The 18,720-nt window shown below is 61.5% G+C and carries 17 protein-coding genes; 7 read left to right on the top strand and 10 right to left on the bottom strand.

Annotated elements, in window-relative coordinates:
- Together nirB and VNZ65_RS05475 are read right to left on the bottom strand one after the other, a co-directional pair.
- Positions 1-2,418 (bottom strand): nitrite reductase large subunit NirB (gene nirB / locus VNZ65_RS05480; protein WP_325666858.1); only part of this gene is annotated, 2,418 nt, incomplete at its 3' end.
- 25 nt (positions 2,419-2,443) lie between these two features.
- Positions 2,444-3,772 carry an MFS transporter gene (locus VNZ65_RS05475; RefSeq protein ID WP_325666855.1) on the bottom strand — a complete coding sequence of 443 codons (1,329 nt, stop codon included), beginning with the start codon at positions 3,770-3,772 and terminating at the stop codon, positions 2,444-2,446.
- A 373-nt stretch (positions 3,773-4,145) separates the two neighbouring features.
- On the opposite strand from VNZ65_RS05475, the gene VNZ65_RS05470 reads away from it, so the two are divergent.
- Entirely contained in the window at positions 4,146-5,639 is a 1,494-nt protein-coding gene (locus VNZ65_RS05470) for an amidase (RefSeq protein ID WP_325666853.1), read from the top strand.
- On the opposite strand, the gene VNZ65_RS05465 is transcribed toward VNZ65_RS05470, so the two are convergent.
- Complete coding sequence (locus tag VNZ65_RS05465) at positions 5,636-6,280, bottom strand: LysE family translocator (RefSeq protein ID WP_325666851.1); 645 nt, start codon at positions 6,278-6,280, stop codon at positions 5,636-5,638. The genes VNZ65_RS05470 and VNZ65_RS05465 overlap by 4 nt on opposite strands.
- Positions 6,281-6,376: 96 nt before the next feature.
- Positions 6,377-7,117 carry an NIPSNAP family protein gene (locus VNZ65_RS05460; RefSeq protein WP_325666849.1) on the bottom strand — a complete coding sequence of 247 codons (741 nt, stop codon included), beginning with the start codon at positions 7,115-7,117 and terminating at the stop codon, positions 6,377-6,379.
- Positions 7,118-7,303: 186 nt separating this feature from the next.
- Here VNZ65_RS05460 and VNZ65_RS05455 point away from each other — a divergent pair, with 186 nt between their 5' ends.
- Both VNZ65_RS05455 and VNZ65_RS05450 read left to right on the top strand, forming a co-directional pair.
- Positions 7,304-8,254, top strand: a complete 951-nt coding sequence (locus tag VNZ65_RS05455) for a YafY family protein (RefSeq protein WP_325666847.1) — start codon at positions 7,304-7,306, stop codon at positions 8,252-8,254.
- A gap of 217 nt (positions 8,255-8,471) precedes the next feature.
- Positions 8,472-8,918: a ProQ/FinO family protein gene (locus VNZ65_RS05450; RefSeq protein ID WP_325666845.1), complete on the top strand. Its 447-nt coding sequence runs from the start codon at positions 8,472-8,474 to the stop codon at positions 8,916-8,918.
- Positions 8,919-9,044: 126 nt separating this feature from the next.
- Here the strand turns inward: VNZ65_RS05450 and VNZ65_RS05445 are convergent, their stop codons facing one another.
- The 5 genes from VNZ65_RS05445 to VNZ65_RS05425 all read right to left on the bottom strand — a co-directional run bounded on the left by VNZ65_RS05445 (position 9,045) and on the right by VNZ65_RS05425 (position 12,879).
- Positions 9,045-9,494: a transposase gene (locus VNZ65_RS05445; protein ID WP_325666843.1), complete on the bottom strand. Its 450-nt coding sequence runs from the start codon at positions 9,492-9,494 to the stop codon at positions 9,045-9,047.
- A 177-nt stretch (positions 9,495-9,671) separates the two neighbouring features.
- Positions 9,672-10,211, bottom strand: a complete 540-nt coding sequence (locus VNZ65_RS05440; protein ID WP_325666841.1) for an isochorismatase family protein — start codon at positions 10,209-10,211, stop codon at positions 9,672-9,674.
- 78 nt (positions 10,212-10,289) lie between these two features.
- Positions 10,290-11,492, bottom strand: coding sequence for a 3-oxoadipyl-CoA thiolase (gene pcaF, locus VNZ65_RS05435; RefSeq protein ID WP_325666839.1), 1,203 nt, complete (start codon positions 11,490-11,492; stop codon positions 10,290-10,292).
- A 35-nt stretch (positions 11,493-11,527) separates the two neighbouring features.
- A complete protein-coding gene (locus VNZ65_RS05430) occupies positions 11,528-12,169 on the bottom strand; it encodes a 3-oxoacid CoA-transferase subunit B (RefSeq protein ID WP_325666837.1) in 642 nt (213 codons plus the stop codon).
- An 11-nt stretch (positions 12,170-12,180) separates the two neighbouring features.
- Positions 12,181-12,879: a 3-oxoacid CoA-transferase subunit A gene (locus VNZ65_RS05425; protein ID WP_325666835.1), complete on the bottom strand. Its 699-nt coding sequence runs from the start codon at positions 12,877-12,879 to the stop codon at positions 12,181-12,183.
- 164 nt (positions 12,880-13,043) lie between these two features.
- Here VNZ65_RS05425 and VNZ65_RS05420 point away from each other — a divergent pair, with 164 nt between their 5' ends.
- On the top strand, positions 13,044-13,844 hold the full coding sequence (locus tag VNZ65_RS05420; RefSeq protein WP_325666833.1) for an IclR family transcriptional regulator domain-containing protein: 801 nt from the start codon (positions 13,044-13,046) through the stop codon (positions 13,842-13,844).
- A 24-nt stretch (positions 13,845-13,868) separates the two neighbouring features.
- Here VNZ65_RS05420 and VNZ65_RS05415 read toward each other — a convergent pair whose 3' ends face one another.
- Positions 13,869-14,786, bottom strand: a complete 918-nt coding sequence (locus tag VNZ65_RS05415) for a LysR substrate-binding domain-containing protein (RefSeq protein WP_325666831.1) — start codon at positions 14,784-14,786, stop codon at positions 13,869-13,871.
- 389 nt (positions 14,787-15,175) lie between these two features.
- On the opposite strand from VNZ65_RS05415, the gene VNZ65_RS05410 reads away from it, so the two are divergent.
- The 3 genes from VNZ65_RS05410 to VNZ65_RS05400 form a co-directional block, all read left to right on the top strand.
- Positions 15,176-16,255, top strand: a complete 1,080-nt coding sequence (locus VNZ65_RS05410) for a porin (RefSeq protein ID WP_325666829.1) — start codon at positions 15,176-15,178, stop codon at positions 16,253-16,255.
- Positions 16,256-16,287: 32 nt separating this feature from the next.
- Positions 16,288-17,775 carry a carboxylesterase/lipase family protein gene (locus tag VNZ65_RS05405; RefSeq protein ID WP_325666827.1) on the top strand — a complete coding sequence of 496 codons (1,488 nt, stop codon included), beginning with the start codon at positions 16,288-16,290 and terminating at the stop codon, positions 17,773-17,775.
- Positions 17,772-18,720, top strand: a 949-nt coding sequence (locus VNZ65_RS05400) for an MFS transporter (protein WP_325666825.1), incomplete at its 3' end; no start/stop codon positions are given. The genes VNZ65_RS05405 and VNZ65_RS05400, both read left to right, overlap by 4 nt.

The raw sequence follows: 18,720 nt of genomic DNA, 5'->3' as shown, positions 1-18,720 counted from the left end.
GTCGGTGACGGCCAGCTTCCATTCGCATGCATAGGTATCGACCACATGCTGCATGTCGGCTTCCAGTTCGGCGGCAATGGCCAGCTTGTCTGCCACCACCACCTGCTTCAGGTAATCCAGGCCGCCTTCCAGGTTGTCGCGCCAGACGCTGGTGCGCTGCAGGCGGTCTGCGGTGCGGATGTAGAACATCAGGAAGCGGTCGATCAGCTTGACCAGGGTTGCCTTGTCGAGATCGGCCGCCAGCAGTTCCGCATGGCGCGGCTTCATGCCGCCGTTGCCACAGACGTACAGATTCCAGCCCTTCTCGGTGGCGATGATGCCGACGTCCTTACCCTGTGCTTCGGCGCATTCGCGGGTGCAGCCGGAAACGCCGAACTTGATCTTGTGCGGCGCGCGCAAACCCTTGTAGCGGTTTTCCAATGCGATCGCCAGGCCGACGCTGTCATCCAGGCCGTAGCGGCACCAGGTCGAGCCGACGCAGGATTTCACGGTGCGCAGCGATTTGCCGTAAGCGTGGCCGGACTCGAAACCGGCCGCAATCAGTTCTTCCCAGATCAACGGCAATTGCTCGACCCGGGCGCCGAACAGGTCGACCCGCTGACCGCCGGTGATCTTGGTGTACAAGCCGTATTTCTTGGCAACCTGGCCGACTGCTATCAAGCCGTCAGGCGTGACTTCACCGCCGGCCATGCGCGGCACCACCGAGTAAGTGCCGTCCTTCTGGATATTGCCGAGGAAGTAGTCGTTGGAATCCTGCAGGCTGGCGTGTTCCTTCTTCAGCACGAAGTCGTTCCAGCAGGATGCCAAAATGCTGGCCGCGACCGGTTTGCAGACGTCGCAGCCGAGTCCCTTGCCATGCTGTTCCAGCAAGGCGGGAAAAGTCTTGATCTGTCCCACCTTCACCAAGTGAAACAGCTCCTGGCGCGAGTAGGGAAAATGTTCGCACACATGGTTGTTGACCGCCAGGCCCTGCTTCTTCATTTCGGCCTTCATGATCTGCGTCACCAGCGGCACGCAGCCGCCGCAGGAAGTACCGGCCTTGGTGCAGCTTTTCAGCGCGCCGATGCTGGTGGCGCCGCCGCTCACTGCCGCGCACAGCGTACCTTTGGAAACATCGTTGCAGGAACAGATCTGCGCCGATTCCGGCAAGGCGTCGACGCCCAGTCCCACCCTCGCCTGGCCATCGGCCTGCGGCAAGATCAGGAACTCCGGCGACGCCGGCAGCTCGATGCGGTTGAGCATCATCTGCAGCAATGTGCCATATTCGCTGGCGTCGCCCACCATCACGCCGCCCAGCAGATACTTGCCGCATTCGGACACGACGATTTTCTTGTAGATCTGCTTGCGCTCGTCGGTAAACTGATAAGAGCGGCTGCCGACTTCCTTGCCGTGCGGATCGCCGATGCTGGCGACATCCACGCCCATCAGCTTGAGCTTGGTGCTCATGTCGGCGCCGGTAAATTCCGGCACAACCGCAGCGGCGTCGGCGAAGAGTTCTGCCGCAATCTGCTTGGCGGCGATACGCGCCATGTCGTAGCCGGGCGCCACCAGGCCGAAAATGCGGCCGTTCCACAGCGCGCACTCGCCGATCGCGTAAATATCCGGATCGGAACTGCGGCAGCTGTTGTCGATGACGATGCCGCCGCGTTCGCCCACTTTCAGGCCGCTGTCGCGCGCCAGCTCGTCGCGCGGACGGATGCCAGCCGAAAACACGATCATGTCGGTATCCAGATGGCTGCCGTCGTCGAAATTCATGCGATGCGTGCCGTTCTTGCCGTCGACGATTTCCAGCGTGTTCTTTTGCGTATGCGCGGTGACGCCCAGTTCTTCGATTTTCTGGCGCAAGATGCGGCCACCGCTTTCATCCACCTGCACCGCCATCAGGCGCGCTGCGAACTCCACCACGTGGGTTTCCAGCTGCATGTCGCGCAAGGCCTTGGCGCACTCCAGCCCAAGCAGGCCGCCGCCGATCACCACCCCGCTCCTGGAGCGCTTGCCGCACTCCTGCATCGCTTCCAGGTCTTCGATGGTACGGTAGACGAAACAATCCTTGCGCTGGTTGCCGGCCAGGGTCGGCACGAAGGGATAGGAGCCGGTGGCGATCACCAGCTTGTCGTAAGGCAGCGTTTCGCTGACGCCGCCGAGATGGAAGGTAACGGTCTTGGCGGCGCAATCGATCAGCTGCGCCTTGGCGTTGAGCTTGAGGTGGATCGCCGTGCGTTCGAAAAAACCTGGCTCGACCAGCGACAGGTCCTCTGCCGATTTGCCGGCAAAGAATTCCGACAGGTGGACGCGGTCGTAGGCCGGACGCGGCTCTTCACACAGCACCGTAACTTCCAGTCCGGGCTGTTTGCTTTCTGCCAGGCATTCAAGGAACTTGTGGCCCACCATGCCGTGGCCGATGACGATGATCTTCATGTTCTTTTCCCGAGTTTGCGTTCCATTACGCGACGGCGCTGCGGCTGGCTAATGCACTGTCATGCAATTCCTGTTCCTGTGCTTTGTGGCTTGCGCTGAAGCGCACTGCAATCGCGCACAGGGCAGACAGCGCCACCAACACACCCAGCACGCTCAAGGTCTGCTGGGTATCGCCCAGGCCCTTCATCAGGAAACCGGCGGCAACCGCGCCGACATTGCCGCCGGCGCCGATGATGCCGGCCACGCCGCCGAGCGCCTTGCGGTCGATGAAAGGCACCAGCGCATAAGTGGCGCCGCAAGCCATGTGGGTGAACAAGCCGAAGCTGAGCATGGCGACCACCGCCAGCAGCGCCGTGCCGGCGTGCGCGAACCAGAGCAAGCCCAGGCCTTCGCCCAGCATCAGGACAAACAGCAGGGTGGCGCGGCTGTTAAGGCTGCCGCGCAGGGCCAGCTTGTCCGACAGCCAGCCGCCCAGCGCCCGCGCAAACAGCGCCAGCAAGCCGAAGCTGGCGGCCGCCATGCCGGCGCTTTTCAGCGACAGACCGAAATGATCGACGTAATAGATAGCAGCAATGTTATGGATGAAAATCTCGACGCCGAAGCAGGCGCCGTAAGTCACGAACAGCAGCCACACCCGGTAGTTGGCGCTGGCGGCGCGGAAGCTGGCCCAGCCGCCCTTCTTGCCGCCCTCCGGCACGATGCCGCGGGCCCGCATCTCGGCATAATTACCCTCGGGGCAGTCCTGGGTGTAGCGCCAGTAGAGCGCGGCCATGATCAGCATGAACACGCCTGGCACCAGCAAAGCCAGGCGCCAGCCCATGGCGTTGCTCACGCCGAGCATCAGCAAAGCGGCCACCAGCAAGGGCATCAGGCCCTGGGCGGCACCGCCGCCGCTGTTGCCCCAGCCGGCCGACGCGGCATTGGCGGTGCCGACGACGTTGGGAGCGAACATGACCGAGGTGTGATACTGGGTGATGACGAAACTGGCGCCTACCGCGCCTATGCACAGACGGAAGAACAGGAAACTCTCGTAGCTCTGCACCAAGGCGACGCCGAACACCGGCAGCGCACCGATCAGCAGCAAGCCGGTATAGGTCTTGCGCGGACCGTAGCGGTCGCACAGCGGACCGACCAGCAGCCGCACCAGTATCGTCACCGCCACCGCGGCGATATTGATATTGGCGATCTGTTCCATGCTCAGGCCGAGCTGGCCCTTGATCAGCGGCATCAGCGGCGCGCAGGCGAACCAGGCGAAGAAACAGACGAAGAAAGCCATCCAGGTCAGGTGGAAGGCGCGCATCTGCGGCGTGCGCAGGCTGAAGAGCTGGATGCTGGTCGCTTTGCTGCTGGTCATGTTGTTCACCATTTTGTCTTGAAAAATAAAAAGGCGTCCTCCCGGTCCGGCCGCGATTGCGGTCAAGCCAGGAGGACGCCTTTGTCCGACAGATCCATCGTTGGATCTGCGTAAGAATTTTTCGGATCGCCTTTGATCCTGACTAGTGATGAGCAAAGCCCGTGCCACCGGCCTATACCCGCGGCTTCAGGGGGATGTGCAGGAAAGCTTGCCAGACAAGCCAGCAAAATACGCTCCGCAAAGGTGCGGAGCGCCTGCAATTGGTGCGCCGCACACTTTTCTAGTGCGGCTTGCCTAGAATTAATGGAAACACTTCCCCTATACTTGGCGACGCTTTCATCCTGTTCCCATCTCCACACGCGAGGTAGCGCCGATGTTCAAGGAATACGCCGATTACGATGCCAGCGGTCTGGCCGCCTTGGTTGCAAGCCGGGAAGTTTCCGCCGGCGAGTTGCTGGAAGCAGCGCTGGCGCGCGCCGCCACGGTCAACCCGGCCATCAACGCCATCTGCATCCCGATGGAAGAAATCGGCCGCCAGCGCGCGCAGCAAGAACTGCGCGGACCGTTCGCCGGCGTGCCGTTCCTGATCAAGGATATCGTCCAGGATTATGCCGGCGTACCCACCACCGGCGGCTGCCGCGCCCTGCGGCAGTATGTGCCGCAGCTGCATGCCGCCATCGTCCAGCGCTTCCTCGATGCCGGCCTGGTCATTTTCGGCAAGACCGCCACCCCTGAATTCGCGCTGAAAGGCGTTACCGAACCGCTGCTGTGGGGCGCCACCCGCAATCCCTGGGACCTGCAGCGCACGCCCGGCGGTTCCTCCGGCGGCGCTGCCGCCGCGGTGGCGGCCGGCATCGTGCCGGCGGCCGGGGCGGCAGATGGCGGCGGCTCGATCCGGATTCCCGCTTCTTACTGCGGCCTGTTCGGGCTGCGGCCCTCGCGCGGCCGGGTGCCGGCAGGACCGGCCCATGCGGAATTCTGGGACGGCGCCTCCAGCGACCATGTGCTGACGCGCAGCGTGCGCGATTCGGCGCGCCTGCTGGACGCGATCGCTGGCGCCGACGTTGGCGCGCCCTTTACCATCACTGCGCCGGAACGCCCTTATGCCGAGGAAATAGCGCGGCCGCCGGGCAAGCTGCGGATAGGCTATTGCACGCAATCGCCGCTGGGCACACCGGTGCACCAGGAATGCGTGAACGCCGTGCTGCAGGCCGCCAGGCTGCTGGCCGACCTGGGGCACGAAGTGGAACCGGCCCAGCCCGAGATCGACGGCCAGGCGCTGGCGCGCAGCTTCGTCAGCATGTACTTCGGCCAGACCGCGGCCGGCATCGCCCATATCAAGCAGCTCACCGGCGCCGGCAACAGCGGTTTTGAACTGGAGTCGCGCATACTGGCCCTGATCGGCCGCACCATCAGCGCCGGCGATTACGTGCGCGAACGCGAGCGCTGGAATGAATACGCGCGGGCCTTGGGACGCTTCCACCAGCGCTACGATCTGTATCTGACGCCGACCACCGCGCAGCCGCCCTGCCGCATCGGCGAACAGGATACGCCGCCCTTGCAGCGCGCCGCGGCCCGGCTGGTGCTGGCGCTGGGCGCGGGCAGTCTGCTGATCAAGAGCGGCATGGTCGAGAGCCTGGTGCAGACCAGCCTGCAAGCAGTGCCCTTCACCCAGCTCTCCAACCTGACCGGCACGCCCAGCATGTCGGTGCCCCTGCACTGGGCTGCCACCGCAGGCTCGGCGGAAGCCCTGCCATACGGCGTGCAATTCGTCGCCCGCTTCGGCGACGAAGCCACTTTGCTGGGGCTGGCGGCGCAGCTGGAACAGGCCCAACCCTGGCAGCAGCGGCGCCCTCCCGTTGTCTAAAGCGCCTGCCAGCCCTCGATCCCGGTAAAGATCCCGGCGCCGATCAGCAGCAGGCCGATCAGGCGGCCGGCAATGGCGCCGCCGCGCGGATTGGCGTCGAACCAGCCGCTGGCTTTGCTGGAAAGCAGCGCCAGGCCACCATATACAGCCGCCTGGGTCAGCCAGGTAATGATGCCCAGCACCAGCGCCTGGCTCCAGATCGGCCCGGCGCCGATTTTCAGGAACTGCGGGAAAATCGCCAGCATGAAGACATAGGCTTTCGGATTCAGCAAGCTGGTCATCATGGCCTGGAAAAAGGTCATGGCCGGCGCCCTGGCGCCCAGCGGCGGCGTTGTGGAAGCGATGCGGAAGGCGTTGTCGCTGCGCAGCAGCGACCAGCCGATCCAGGCGATATAGCAGGCGCCGGCGAGCAGCACCAGATTGAACAGCGCCGGCCACAGTTTCAGGATGACGGCGATGCCCAGCATCGCCATGACGACATGGCAGATGCCGCCGGCAATGATCCCGGCCACCGCCGCCAGGCCGGAGCGGCGCCCGCCCACCAGCGCGCTCGCCATCACGAATGCCATGTCCAGCCCAGGCAAGACGATGACGCCGAATACGATCATGAAATACAGCCAGAGATTGACGGATTGGTTCATTTGGAAAGCTCCTGACGATCTGCGGCTAAAGCCGCTTGAACAGATTGAATGAATTGTCTTTGCGATTGGCTACATATGGCCGGAGTCGAAGCCGCACTATTGCGGTAACCAGCGCAAGCGCGAACGTCGGGTCGGATCAAGGATGACCGTTTCCGGCTCTGCCCTAAGCAAAACGCCGGCCGCCAGTTCCTTGGCGGCACGCTCGGCCAGCGGATTGAATTTACTGTCCAGCAGCTGGTTATCCTTGGCCAGGCCTAACCACACCAGATAGAGTCCGTCAGTCCTGACCGGCAGCTGCGGGAAATTATTGCTGGCGTCCAGTGTCACCAGCACGCCGGCCTGACGCATGCCGGCTTCCCGGTAGCCGGCAAAACTGGCGGCGGCCTGCTGCGCAAAGCGCTCCACGCTGCCTGGCTTGAGTGCGAAGATCTGCGCAACGACGACGCCGCCCGCTCCCTGCAACTCCTTTATCGGATCGACGGCGGGCAGCACAGTCACGCCGCTGTCCGGATCCAGGGGACGCAACAGCAGCACATTGTCGCTGTCGACAATCAGATCGTTCAAGGTAGTCCTATGTTCTTTCCAGACTGCTCCGTAGTAGAACGCCGCATTGACGACAGCCCTGGCGTCCATGTCCTTGAAACCGCGCAGCCAGGTAAAGGCTTCCGTATTCTGGCGTTCAAAAAACTGGCCGAAGGCAATCGCTCCCAGCTGCTGGAAAGCTTCCGGAAAATAACTTTCAAAATAGGCGGCGAAATCCGCCCGGCGGCCCGGCTTGATCTGATAGCGGCGTAACTCGATGACCTGGAATTCGTTAGTGTGAATGGTGTTTTTCATGGCGATGGGTTCGGTGCTTGTCGATATATGCGCCAATGGCGCAGTGTGGATTGCCAGGCCAAGGATTATTCCGACGATAAGCCTGCGCATGCTGTTCCTCCGGCTGGATGGGTTTTTATTGCTGGAATCGAAGATAAATTGAATTTAGGACAGAATTAGCCCTATATTTAAATTATCCTTGCAGGCATGTATCACCCAACCACACGTGTACTGGCAGTGCTGGAACTGCTGCAAACCCATGGCCGCATGAGCGGGGCCGAGATGGCTGCGCGCCTGGAGATCGACGGCCGCACCTTGCGCCGCTATATCGTGACGCTGGAAGAAATGGGTATTCCGATCACCACCGAACGCGGCCGCCACGGCGGCTATGCGCTGATGGCCGGCTTCAAGCTGCCGCCCATGATGTTTACCGATGACGAAGCGCTGGCCCTGGCTATCGGTTTGCTGGCGGCGCGCGGCCTGGGGCTGGCCGAGGCAGCGCCGGCGGTGGCCAGCGCCCAGGCCAAGCTGGAACGGATCATGCCGGCCAACCTGAAACGGCGCGTCAGCGCCATCGATGAAACGGTCAGGCTCGATTTGTCGCAAGCGACCTCGCCCGCCGACAATGCCGCGCTGGTTATTCTCAGCGCCGCGGCGCAAAGCCGCCAACGGGTGCATCTGCATTACCGCAGCGCCCAGGGCGACAACAGCGAACGCGACTTCGATCCTTACGGCCTGGCCTATCGCGGCGGCCGCTGGTACGTGGCCGGCATGTGCCATCTGCGCAAGGACGTACGCTCGTTCCGGCTGGACCGGGTGGGACAGGTGCAACTGCTGGCGCAGCAATTTGAACGGCCGGCGGCCTTCGACGCCCTGGCCCATTTGTCATTTTCAGTCGCCACCATTGCGCGTGCCTTTACCATCGAAGTGCTGCTCAAGACCGATCTGCTGTCGGCGCGCGAACACCTGTTCGACGCCATCGGCATTTTTGAACAGACCGAGGACGGTGTATTGCTGCACAACCAGTCAGACGATCTCGACTGGTTTGCGCGGCAGCTGGCGCGCCTGCCGTTTGCGTTTGAAATCCGGCAGCCGGCGGCGCTGCGCGACGCCGTCCGGCTTTGCGCACAGAGATTATTGGCGCTGGCAGAAAAATAGCACGGGGCCGCGCGCGCCTGCCAACAATGGCAGTATTCCCATGCAGCACGGTCCGGTAGACTGATCCGTATAGCGATTCGCTGCTTTACGTTTCTCCACAGAACAACAAGGATGAGGAAAAAACCTAGTTTGAAGCCTTAAAACACCGCTGTTACACGAGTTTGGGGGCATCTACGTGATATCCTGAGCGTTCTAAAACACACCGCATTTGTTGTCAATGAATACACCTGTTGCTGCTGCTACTCCCAACCCTGTTCAAACCGCCCGCGTCCTGCTCAAGGAACTCCAGGAAAAATACGCTGTATTTCGCGATTACCTGCCGTTAGCGATCGGCATCGACAAGCAACTCATCGCCCTGTCGCCGGACACCAACCGCAAGACCTTGCGCATCGCCCTCGGCATGCATACCAATTCACTGCGCTATCTCAAAGGCATGGAGAAGGCGACGCATCGCTTCGACCTGGAAGGCAACAGCACGGACGAGGTCACCGAGGTGCATCGCAGCCACGCTACCGAAACCCTGCGCGAACGTTTCAAGAAAAACGCTGAGCAGCGCAAGCTGCAGCGCGCCGCCGAAGCGGCTCAGCAGGCTGCCGAAAAAGCTGCCGCGCAGCATGCGGAAAAGCTTAATCAGCTGACTGCGAAATTCTCCCGCAACCGCTGAGCTGGCGCCATCCGGCCTGACCGGCCTGGCTATCCGACTAGCCGGGCCATTACCACCGGCAGCGATGATAACGGTAACAGACTGGCGCCCTGCCAGGTTTACGCTCCGAAGAGATGGCAAGGCAATTCATTTATGCGTCAGTTGCCAGATCCAGTTGCCATCCGTATTCGCTTTTTCCTCGCCTGAAACGCCACGCCTGGGTGGAACCGCCGCGCTCAGCATCGCGTTGTAGGCCGTCTTGTTGTATTTGTTGACGCGCCTTTGCGCCGCACGCTGGGTGTAGCCGTCACCGAAGGCAACAATCGCGTTCAGCATTTCCAGCAGCTCACCCTCTTCGCTCATCTGCTGCGCCATCTGGCGCCAGACGTCGGCCTGGTTCCAGCGCATGAAGCGCACATAGGAAGTTTGCCAGCGCCCGAATGCGGGCGGCGGGGCCGACCACTTGGTGCGCCGGCTGACGACCCACAGGACCGCGCGCAGAAACAGACGGTTGTCGCGGCCGCTGGCGCCGGGATCGTTATCTCCCCCCAGCAGCAGAGGCCGCAATTTTTGCCAATGCTCGTCTCGGAGATCCATGTCGCGCAAATTGTGCATATCGTACATATCTTGCTCTGATGGTAGCTATCAAAATTGACCATGTCATTCTTGATCATTTCTGGCAAAAAATGCATAAGGGATTGCTGAATTGAGCAGGCGCAGCGACGTATTCCGCAGCAGCCCGGGGAAATGGCCTGGCGCTGGCAAGCGGCCGGACTATTTGATCAGCTTGAGTATTTCGCGGAACTTCGGATGTTCGCTGCTGCGCATCCATTCAAACATGAGCATTTCGCTGGTGACTATGTCAGCGCCGGCGGCACGGGCGCGTTCGATGGCTGCGGCCTTGTCGCCGGCCTGGCGCGAGCCGATGGCGTCGCTTACCAGCGTGACCCGATGCTGCCGGTGCAACAGGCCGAGCACGGTCTGCAAGACGCAGACGTGGGCTTCGCAGCCCAGCACTACCAATTGGTCGCGGCCATTGTCAATGGCAGTAATGAATGCCGGCTGGGCGCAGGCATCGAAGCTGGATTTTTCTACCGTCTGATCCAGCACGGCATCGATGGCAGCGACCGTGCGTCCCAGGCGCAAGGGTTGCTGCGCCGTGCCGATCACCGGGATAGCCAGCAAGCGCGCAGCCTGCGCCAGCAGCACAGCACGGCGCAGGACTTGCGCGCTGTCGCCGATGACCGGCATCAGTTTTTCCTGCAGATCGACGATCAGCAGCGTGGAACGGGAGGCGTCGCAGAGATAAGGCATAGGCGGTCTGACTGTTGGATACATGCGCAGTCTGTTTTATACCACGCCGCGCGCAATCGCGATCCGGCCCCGGCTGCTTCAGACTCGTTCCAGCACCAGCGCAATTCCCTGGCCGACGCCTATGCACATGGTGCACAGTGCATAACGTCCCTGCGTGCGCTGCAGCTGGTTGACCGCGGTGGTCGCCAGCCTTGCGCCGGATGCGCCCAGCGGATGGCCCAGCGCAATGGCGCCGCCGTTCGGATTGACGCGCGGATCGTCGTCGCGCAAGCCGAGCTGCCGCAGCACCGCCAGTCCCTGCGCCGCAAACGCTTCGTTCAATTCGATGACATCGAACTGCTCCAGTCTCAGGCCGCTCAGCGCCAGCACCTTCTGCGTGGCAGGAAGCGGGCCGATACCCATGATGCGCGGCGCCACGCCGGCGGTCGCCATGGCGACTATCCTGGCCCTGGGCGTCAGGCCGTAGCGGGCGGCATTGACTTCGTCGGCCAGCAGCAGGGCGCAGGCGCCGTCGTTGAGGCCGGAGGCATTGCCGGCGGTGACGCTGCCTTCGGGCCGGACCACCGGTTTCAGCCTGGCCAGCGCTTCCAGGCTGGTGGCGCGTGGATGCTCGTCCTTGCTGACGACGATCGCCTCGCCTTTTTTCTGCGGAATCGTCACTGCCGTGATTTCATGCTCGAAAAAACCGGCGTCTTGCGCGGCAACGGTTTTCATCTGGCTGGCGAGCGCCATGCGGTCCTGGTCGGCGCGGCTGATGCCGAACTGCGCGGCGACGTTTTCCGCCGTCTCCGGCATGCTATCGACGCCGTATTGCTGCTTCATCAGCGCATTGACGAAGCGCCAGCCGAGCGTCGTGTCTTCCAGCCGGGCGTTGCGCGCAAACGCTGTATCGGCCTTGCCCATCACGAACGGCGCGCGGCTCATGCTTTCGACGCCGCCGGCGATCAGCAAGCCGGCTTCGCCGCTTTTGATGGCGCGCGCCGCCGTACCGAGCGCATCCAGCCCTGAGCCGCACAGGCGGTTCAGGGTCGCCCCCGGCACTTCCTGCGGCAGGCCGGCCAGCAAGGCCGACATGCGCGCCACGTTGCGATTGTCTTCGCCAGCCTGGTTGGCGCAACCATAGATGACGTCCGCCACCGCCTGCCAATCGACCTGCGGATTGCGCGCCATCAGCGCGCGGATGGGGATGGCGCCGAGATCGTCGGCGCGCACGCTGGACAGCACGCCGGCGTAGCGGCCGAAAGGTGTACGCTGGGCATCGCAGATAAAAGCTTGGGACATGGATTCTCCTGGTATGGCCGGTTTGGGCATAAGCCTCAGCAAGCGTTGATGAGGGGTACTGCGGTCAGCTTCTGCAATTCGCCGAAGGACAGGCCGTCGACCATGGCCGTCACCCTGGCGCCGTCCGCTGCCAGGTCGATCACCGCCAGATCGGTATAAATGCGGCTGACGCAGCCTATCCCGGTGAGCGGATAAGTGCAGGCAGGCACCAGCTTGCTCTCCCCCGCTTTAGTGAGGTGCTCCATCATCACATAGGTTTTCTTGGCGCCTATGGCCAGGTCCATGGCGCCGCCGACGGCCGGAATCGCATCCGCCGCGCCGGTATGCCAGTTGGCCAGGTCGCCGCCGGCCGAAACCTGGAATGCGCCCAGTACACAGACATCCAGATGGCCGCCGCGCATCATGGCGAAACTGTCAGCATGATGGAAATAGCAGCCGCCCGGCAGCAGCGTCACTGGCTGCTTGCCGGCGTTGATCAGGTCGTAGTCTTGCTCGCCCTCGGCCGGCGCCGGCCCCATGCCGATGACGCCGTTTTCGCTGTGCAGGATGACCTCGCGATCAGGCGGCAACTGGTTCGCCACCAGCGTAGGCAAGCCGATGCCGAGGTTGACCACGGCGCCGTCGGGAATATCCTGCGCCACGCGCGCCGCCATCTGTTCTCTGCTCCATTTATTCATGATATTTGCTCCTATGCTTGCTTGAAGCCGGCCGGGCCGGTAACGCTGCGCGGCACTTGCACCACCCGCTGTACATAGAGCCCCGGCGTGACCACGCTCTCGGGATCGAGGCTGCCCAGTTCGACGATCTCGTGCACCGAAGCAATCGTGGTCTTGGCGGCGCTGGCCATGATGGGGCCGAAATTGCGCGCAGTCTTGCGATAGGTCAGGTTGCCCCAGCGGTCGCCGCACTCAGCCTTGATCAGGGCGAAATCGGCGTGGATGGGATGTTCCAGCACGTACATCCGGCCATCGATTTCGCGGGTTTCCTTGCCTTTGGCCAGCTCCGTGCCATAACCGGTGGGCGTAAAGAAAGCGCCGATGCCGGCGCCGGCGGCACGGATACGTTCCGCCAGATTGCCCTGCGGGACCAGCTCCAGTTCCAGTTCGCCGGCGCGATAGAGGCCGTCGAATACCTGCGAATCAGCCTGGCGCGGGAAGGAACAGATAATCTTGCGCACCCGCCCGGCCTTGAGCAGCGCGGCCAGGCCGGTTTCGCCGTTGCCGGCATTGTTGTTGACGATCACCAGGTCGCGCGCACCTTGCGCAATCAGGGCGTCGATCAGCTCCGCCGGTTGCCCGGCGCCGCCGAAACCACCAATCATTACCGTGGCGCCGTCATGAATATTGGCGAGCGCTTGCTCGAGCGAAGGGATAATTTTGTTGATCATGGCTCTTTACGAACATTTCAGTTGAAAATCACAATAAAGTTCTTATAATGAACAAATATTCGTATAAAGAACTTATCTCAAAAGAATAGTCAGCTGGCAGGCCAATGTCAATCGCTGCTTAATTTGTTGTTCTTTGCATCTGCGCGCCTGTATTGAATGAAAACATGACCATATCCACTTCTGCCGATAGTACCGATCCCAAGCCCGGCGACAGCTATGTACAGTCGTTTGCACGCGGGCTTGCAGTCTTGCGCAGCTTTGGCGCCCACGCCCCGGCGCAGACGCTGACAGAAGTCGCCGCCGCAACCGAACTGACCCGCGCCGGCGCGCGCCGCATCCTGCTGACTTTGCTGCACCTGGGCTATGTCGACATGGACGGACGCCTGTTCCGCCTGACGCCCAGAGTGCTGGAGCTCGGCTTCGCCTACCTGTCGTCGCTGCCGGTCTGGACCCAGGCCCAGCCGGTGATGGAAGACCTGGTGCAAAGCTTGCGGCAATCGTGCTCCGCCGCAGTGCTGGACGGCGACGAGATCGTGTACGTGCTGCGGGTGCCGGCGCACAAGATCATGTCGATCAACCTGGGCGTAGGCAGCCGCCTGCCGGCGTACGCGACTTCGCTGGGGCGGGTGCTGCTGGCCGGGGTGCCCGACGAAGCCATCCGGCAACGGCTGGCCGCGGCCGCACTGCCTGCGCATACCGTCCACACGGTGACCGATCCGCAGCGCCTGTATGAAGTCGTCCAGCAAGTACGGCTACAGGGCTGGTGCCTGGTTAACGAAGAACTGGAGCCGGGACTGGTGTCGCTGGCGGCGCCGATTTTCGACCGCAACGGCCGCGTGGTGGCTGCAGTCAACATCAGCGGCCAAGTGAACAATCCGACGCCGGCGCACCTGCTGGCACATTGTCTGCCGATGCTGCTGGCCGCCGCCGCCAAAATCAACCTGCTGGTGCGGGCGCAAAAATGAAGCGGGCCCTGAGATGGACAAAGGCTATTCAGCAAACAGCAAATCGAATTGTCTTATCAACTCTAGAAGAAAAAGTTTCCCTGCAATGCTGATATGGCGGCGTGAAGCATACAGGGCATAGATAGACATGGGCGGCGGCGCCCAGCCGGGCATCAGCACGCGCAAGCGCCCTTGCTCGATATCCTGGCGACACAGTGCCGCGGAAAGGCGGGCGACGCCTAAGCCAGCCAACGCCGCCTCGCGTATCACCAGCAGATTGTCGCTGGAAAACCGGATCCTGGTTCCCAGCTCAGCATGCTGCTGGTCTGGTCCAATCAAATGCCAGCACGAAGACTCTTCCGCACTGCCCCATCCGATCGCATCGACAGCCAGCCCACCTTCAGGATAAGCGGGATACCCCGCGGCCTCAACCACTGCAGGCGTAGCGACCAGCAGGTAGGGAGCAAATGCCAGCCGTTGCACAATCATCTCGGAATCAGGCAAGCTCTGTGCCGATGGCAGCAATACCAGATCAAAATGCTTGGTCAGCGATTCCACCGTTCCCATGGTGGTGCTGAGACGCAAGCGAACCCGCGGGTGGGCCAGCGCAAACTCGGTGGCGACCCGGCCGACGATCACCGAGGCTAGTGCAATCGGACAAGCAATATGCAAGCTGCCATGGGCTTCTGCCTGGCTGTCGTGCGCCAATGTCATGGCGGCATACATTTCCGAACGAATGCAACGCCCATGCTGATAAAGCTGCTGGCCGATTTCAGTCACTTCAAAATAGCGGGAATTGCGCAGCAGCAGGTTGACGCCAAGTTGCTCTTCAAGCGCAGCAATACGGCGGCTCAACCGGGATTTTGGTATGCCGGTGCGTGCGCTAGCCGCGCTGAACCCACCGGCATCGATCACCTCCACCAGCAACATCAGATCGTCGGCCGCGCCGGTCAGTTGATTCACCCTCTCCGGGCCAAAGGTCATAGCGCTGGATCTTCGCGTCATCACTCGCTTCTTTCCGGATATAAGCGTGCCAGGTTTAGCGAGCGTCTCAGCAGCATTGTAGTTGTATTGAAGCTCTGATCCCAGAGTTTAATCCCAAGCCGCACAATTAAGAAATGGTAATGCGACAAGCAGGCGATCGTGCCGGGATACCTTTCTGGCGAGCACATCGAATTCGATCTCTGCCGGGCAAGCGTGGCAGCCGGCCGCGGCGACCAAGAAAGTTTCCAGATTGACTGCGTTCCAATTTTAGAACATTGCTTCCCGAAATTACCGATTGCTACGGGCTCCGTCCGACCGCTATCTTCGATCGCAAGCGTTCAAAGATAACGCTACAAATGGAGACCAAAATGTGTAGTGCAAATTTCAAATTCATCGGTATTTTCTTTATTGCCGCGACAGGCTGCGACCAGGCCGGCGCCCAGTCGGCGACACAAATCTATGGCCTGATCAACCTGGGCATTTCCTCGCAGCAGTTGAGCGGACAATCGCGCGTTACCGCTGTAACAAACGGCGACATGACAACATCTTTCTTTGGTATACGCGGCAGCGAAGACCTGGGTGGCGGCTTGAAGTCGGTTTTCACCATGGAGAGTTTCTTTCGGGCGGATACGGGGGAAATCGGCCGTGGAAATTCCGATGTCGTGTTTCAGCGCCAGGCGTGGGTAGGACTTGAAAAAGAAGGTATCGGCACCTTTCGCATAGGACGCGTGGCCAGCCCGAACTGGTTGACCACCATCAGGTTCGGCCCGTTCGGCGGCGCCTCGATTACACCCTATATCCTGCAAACCTATCTGCCCAGCGCGCTCGAACCGATGATCACAGGCAGTTCGACCAGCGATGCATCATGGGCCAATAGCATCGGCTATAGCTCGACGAACTGGGCTGGCTTTTCCACCATGCTGGTCTACTCGTTGAGCGAAGGCAGCGCGAACGGCAGACGTCTCGGCGGCAGCTTCAATTATGCGTCGGGTGCGCTCGCCGCATCTCTGTCATTTGAGAAGCTCAGCCAAATGTCGCTGCAGTTCGGCGCGCCAGCGCCCGCATTGGTCACGGCCGCCAGGCCAAGCTATGTAGCGACCGATGACAACACTGCGCAGCTGGCGCTCACCTACGATTTCACGGCACTCAAGGTATTCGGCCAACTGAGCCGGACGCGGCTGCAAAACACGACGCCCACGGAAATAACGCTAGGAACCTGGCAGCTCGGCGTCTCGGCGCCGCTCGCCGCCGGCAAGCTGATGGCCTCCTGGGCGCACACCCTTATGCAGCGGACCGCGAGCGCCGATCTCGAGCGCGGCACGCTGTCGCTGGGGTATGACTACAGCTTGTCCAAACGCAGCGACATCTACATCGCCTATATCAGCGACAAAGTCACCAATCTCAGTCGCGGCAACGGCTTTACCGCCGGTTTGCGCCATAGCTTCTGACCTCACTCCCCCAACCTCACCGGACGCCATCTATGAATAAAAAAATGGAAGTGCTGCTTGATACCACCTTAGGCAAATTACGCGGGTATGCACAAGATAACTTGCTTTCCTTTCATGCTGTCCCCTATGCCAAGCCGCCGCTAGGCTCACTTCGGTTTGCAGCGCCGGAGCCGGCTGAACCGTGGATTGGCGTACGCGAAGCCCGGGAGCCCGGGTCAATCGCCCCTCAAATGCCGTCGCGCCTGAGCCTGGCCATGGGGGACTTCGACATGCCGCAAAATGAAGACTGTCTGACGCTGACAATTCGCACGCCCGCAGCCAATGATCGGCAGCGGCCGGTAGTGGTCTGGTTTCATGGCGGTGGCTACATCAGCGGCGCCGGTGCTTTACCTTGGTATGACGGTAGCCTTCTGGCGAATGAGGGAGACATCGTTTTTGTCGGCGTCAACTATCGCATCGGCGCCTTGGGTTACCTGTATGCGCCCGGGATTTCTCCCGGCAACCTGGGACTGCTGGATCAGCAACTGGCGCTGGAATGGGTACAGCAGCATATAGCCAGTTTCGGCGGCGATCCCAACCAGGTCACGCTCATGGGCCAGTCTGCGGGATCGCATTCGATCGCCTTGATGCTGACGCAGTCCGACTCCTCTCAGCCCGTGGCGCAACGCGCCATCCTGCAAAGCGCGCCATTGGGGATCACCCTCTACGATACGCAGCAGGCAACCAGCATAGGCCAGGTATTCATCCGCGCGCTAGGCATCGATCCGGACCATCCGCAAGCGCGTGAACAGATTTGCCAGGTCTCGGCGCAGGCCATACTTGATGCACAGGCCGCGGCCTTTCGTTTTGTGGTCGGCCAGGCCAAACCGGGAGATCCGGTGGCGTTGCCGTTCATCCCGGTCGCCGATGGCAAGATTCTTCCGGCGCCACAAGAGATGGCCGCAGCCATGCAACGCGCCGCGACCAGGCTGGATGTCCTGATCGGCACCACCAGAGAAGAAGCCAATGTCTTTTTCTACCACATTCCAGCGGTACAAGCGCTGACGCAAGCGCCTATTCCTGAGCAGGAAATTGCGCTGCTGGGTGCGCGCCGTCCGGGCGCATCTGCGGCGCAGCTGCTGATGGACTATGCCGGCGAAAAGCTATTCTTGCGGGCTACCTTGGACTGGGCTGTGCAAGCAGTGGAGAGTGGGCGCCGGGTGCACCTGTACCAGTTTGACTGGCAGTCGCCAAACCGGGAGCTTGCTGCCGGACACTGCCTTGAATTGCCTTTTATCTTTGGTAGCCGCGCAGCATTTGCCGACGCACCGATGCTAAGCGGCGCCAATTTACAGCAAGTCGATGCTCTCTCTGCGATCATGCGAGCCAGCTGGATCGGCTTCATTCGCGACGGAAATCCAAACCATGCTGGAATACCGCCCTGGCCCAGGTTTGAACCCACACAGCGAGCCACCATGCGCTTCGACGCCATCACCGGCGCAGTCGGCGACCTTGCTGGAAAAACATGGCAAGCATCATGAACCCGCCCCCTCCAGACGCCATTTCAAAGCATCCCGCCGTCGAGAATCATGTTGCGCAGCGTCCGCCAGCGTTGATCCAAGACAGCGGCGCCATCCAGTGGCGAATTATTATTGTTTGCTTCCTGGTGATATTTTTCGACGGTTTCGACACCACCTCGATCGGCTTCGTGGTCCCCACCCTGGCGCGGGAATGGGGCATGCCGGCCACCGCCTTCACTTCCGCATTTGTCGCAACCAGCCTGGGCGCTGTCGTCGGCTACATGATCAGCGGACCGTTGCGCTGGCGCCTCGGCAGTCGCTGCCTGATTTTCTGCAGCGTGCTGTTGTTTGCTGCCGGCTCGATGCTCACCGCGCTAGCCGGATCGTTGCAGATTTTGGCCGTGCTGCGTCTGCTCACAGGCATCGGCTTAGGCGCGGCGTTACCGGCAGCCGTTGCATTGGCATCCACGCAATGTCCGGCGCGTCATCGGGAAGTGATCGCCGTTGCAGTAACCGCCGGAATTGGATTGGGCAGTACCTTCGGCGGCTTGGTCGGCGGTCACCTCATCGCCTGGCATGGCTGGCAGAGCGTATTCTTGCTGGGTGCGCTGCTGCCGGCATTGCTGCTCCCCTTCGTCTGGTGGTTCTTGCCTGCACAGGAAGCGAAAACCGGTCAGCCTGCCGCCGATCCGGCGTCGCACTCCGACACGGGCATCGGCAGCCTGTTTGACGGAACGCTGGCGCTACGCACCACGCTGCTCTGGAGCTTTTCCTTCCTGGTTTTTATCACGGTGTATGCCTTGTATTTCTGGCTGCCGACCTTGCTCTTGAGTTTTGGATTCAGCCCCAGCGAAACACCGAAAGGCATTGCCTTCCTGGGTACCGGCGGTATGGTAGGCGCGATCCTGCTGATCCCGTTGTCCACGCGCTTTGGTATCGCGCGGGTGCTGATATGCACTTCCCTGC

Origin of the sequence: Collimonas sp., assembly GCF_035566555.1 — a bacterium.
Lineage (GTDB): Bacteria > Pseudomonadota > Gammaproteobacteria > Burkholderiales > Burkholderiaceae_D > Collimonas.
Note: the sequence above shows the minus strand (reverse complement) of the source record. Positions and strands in the feature narration are given on the sequence as shown.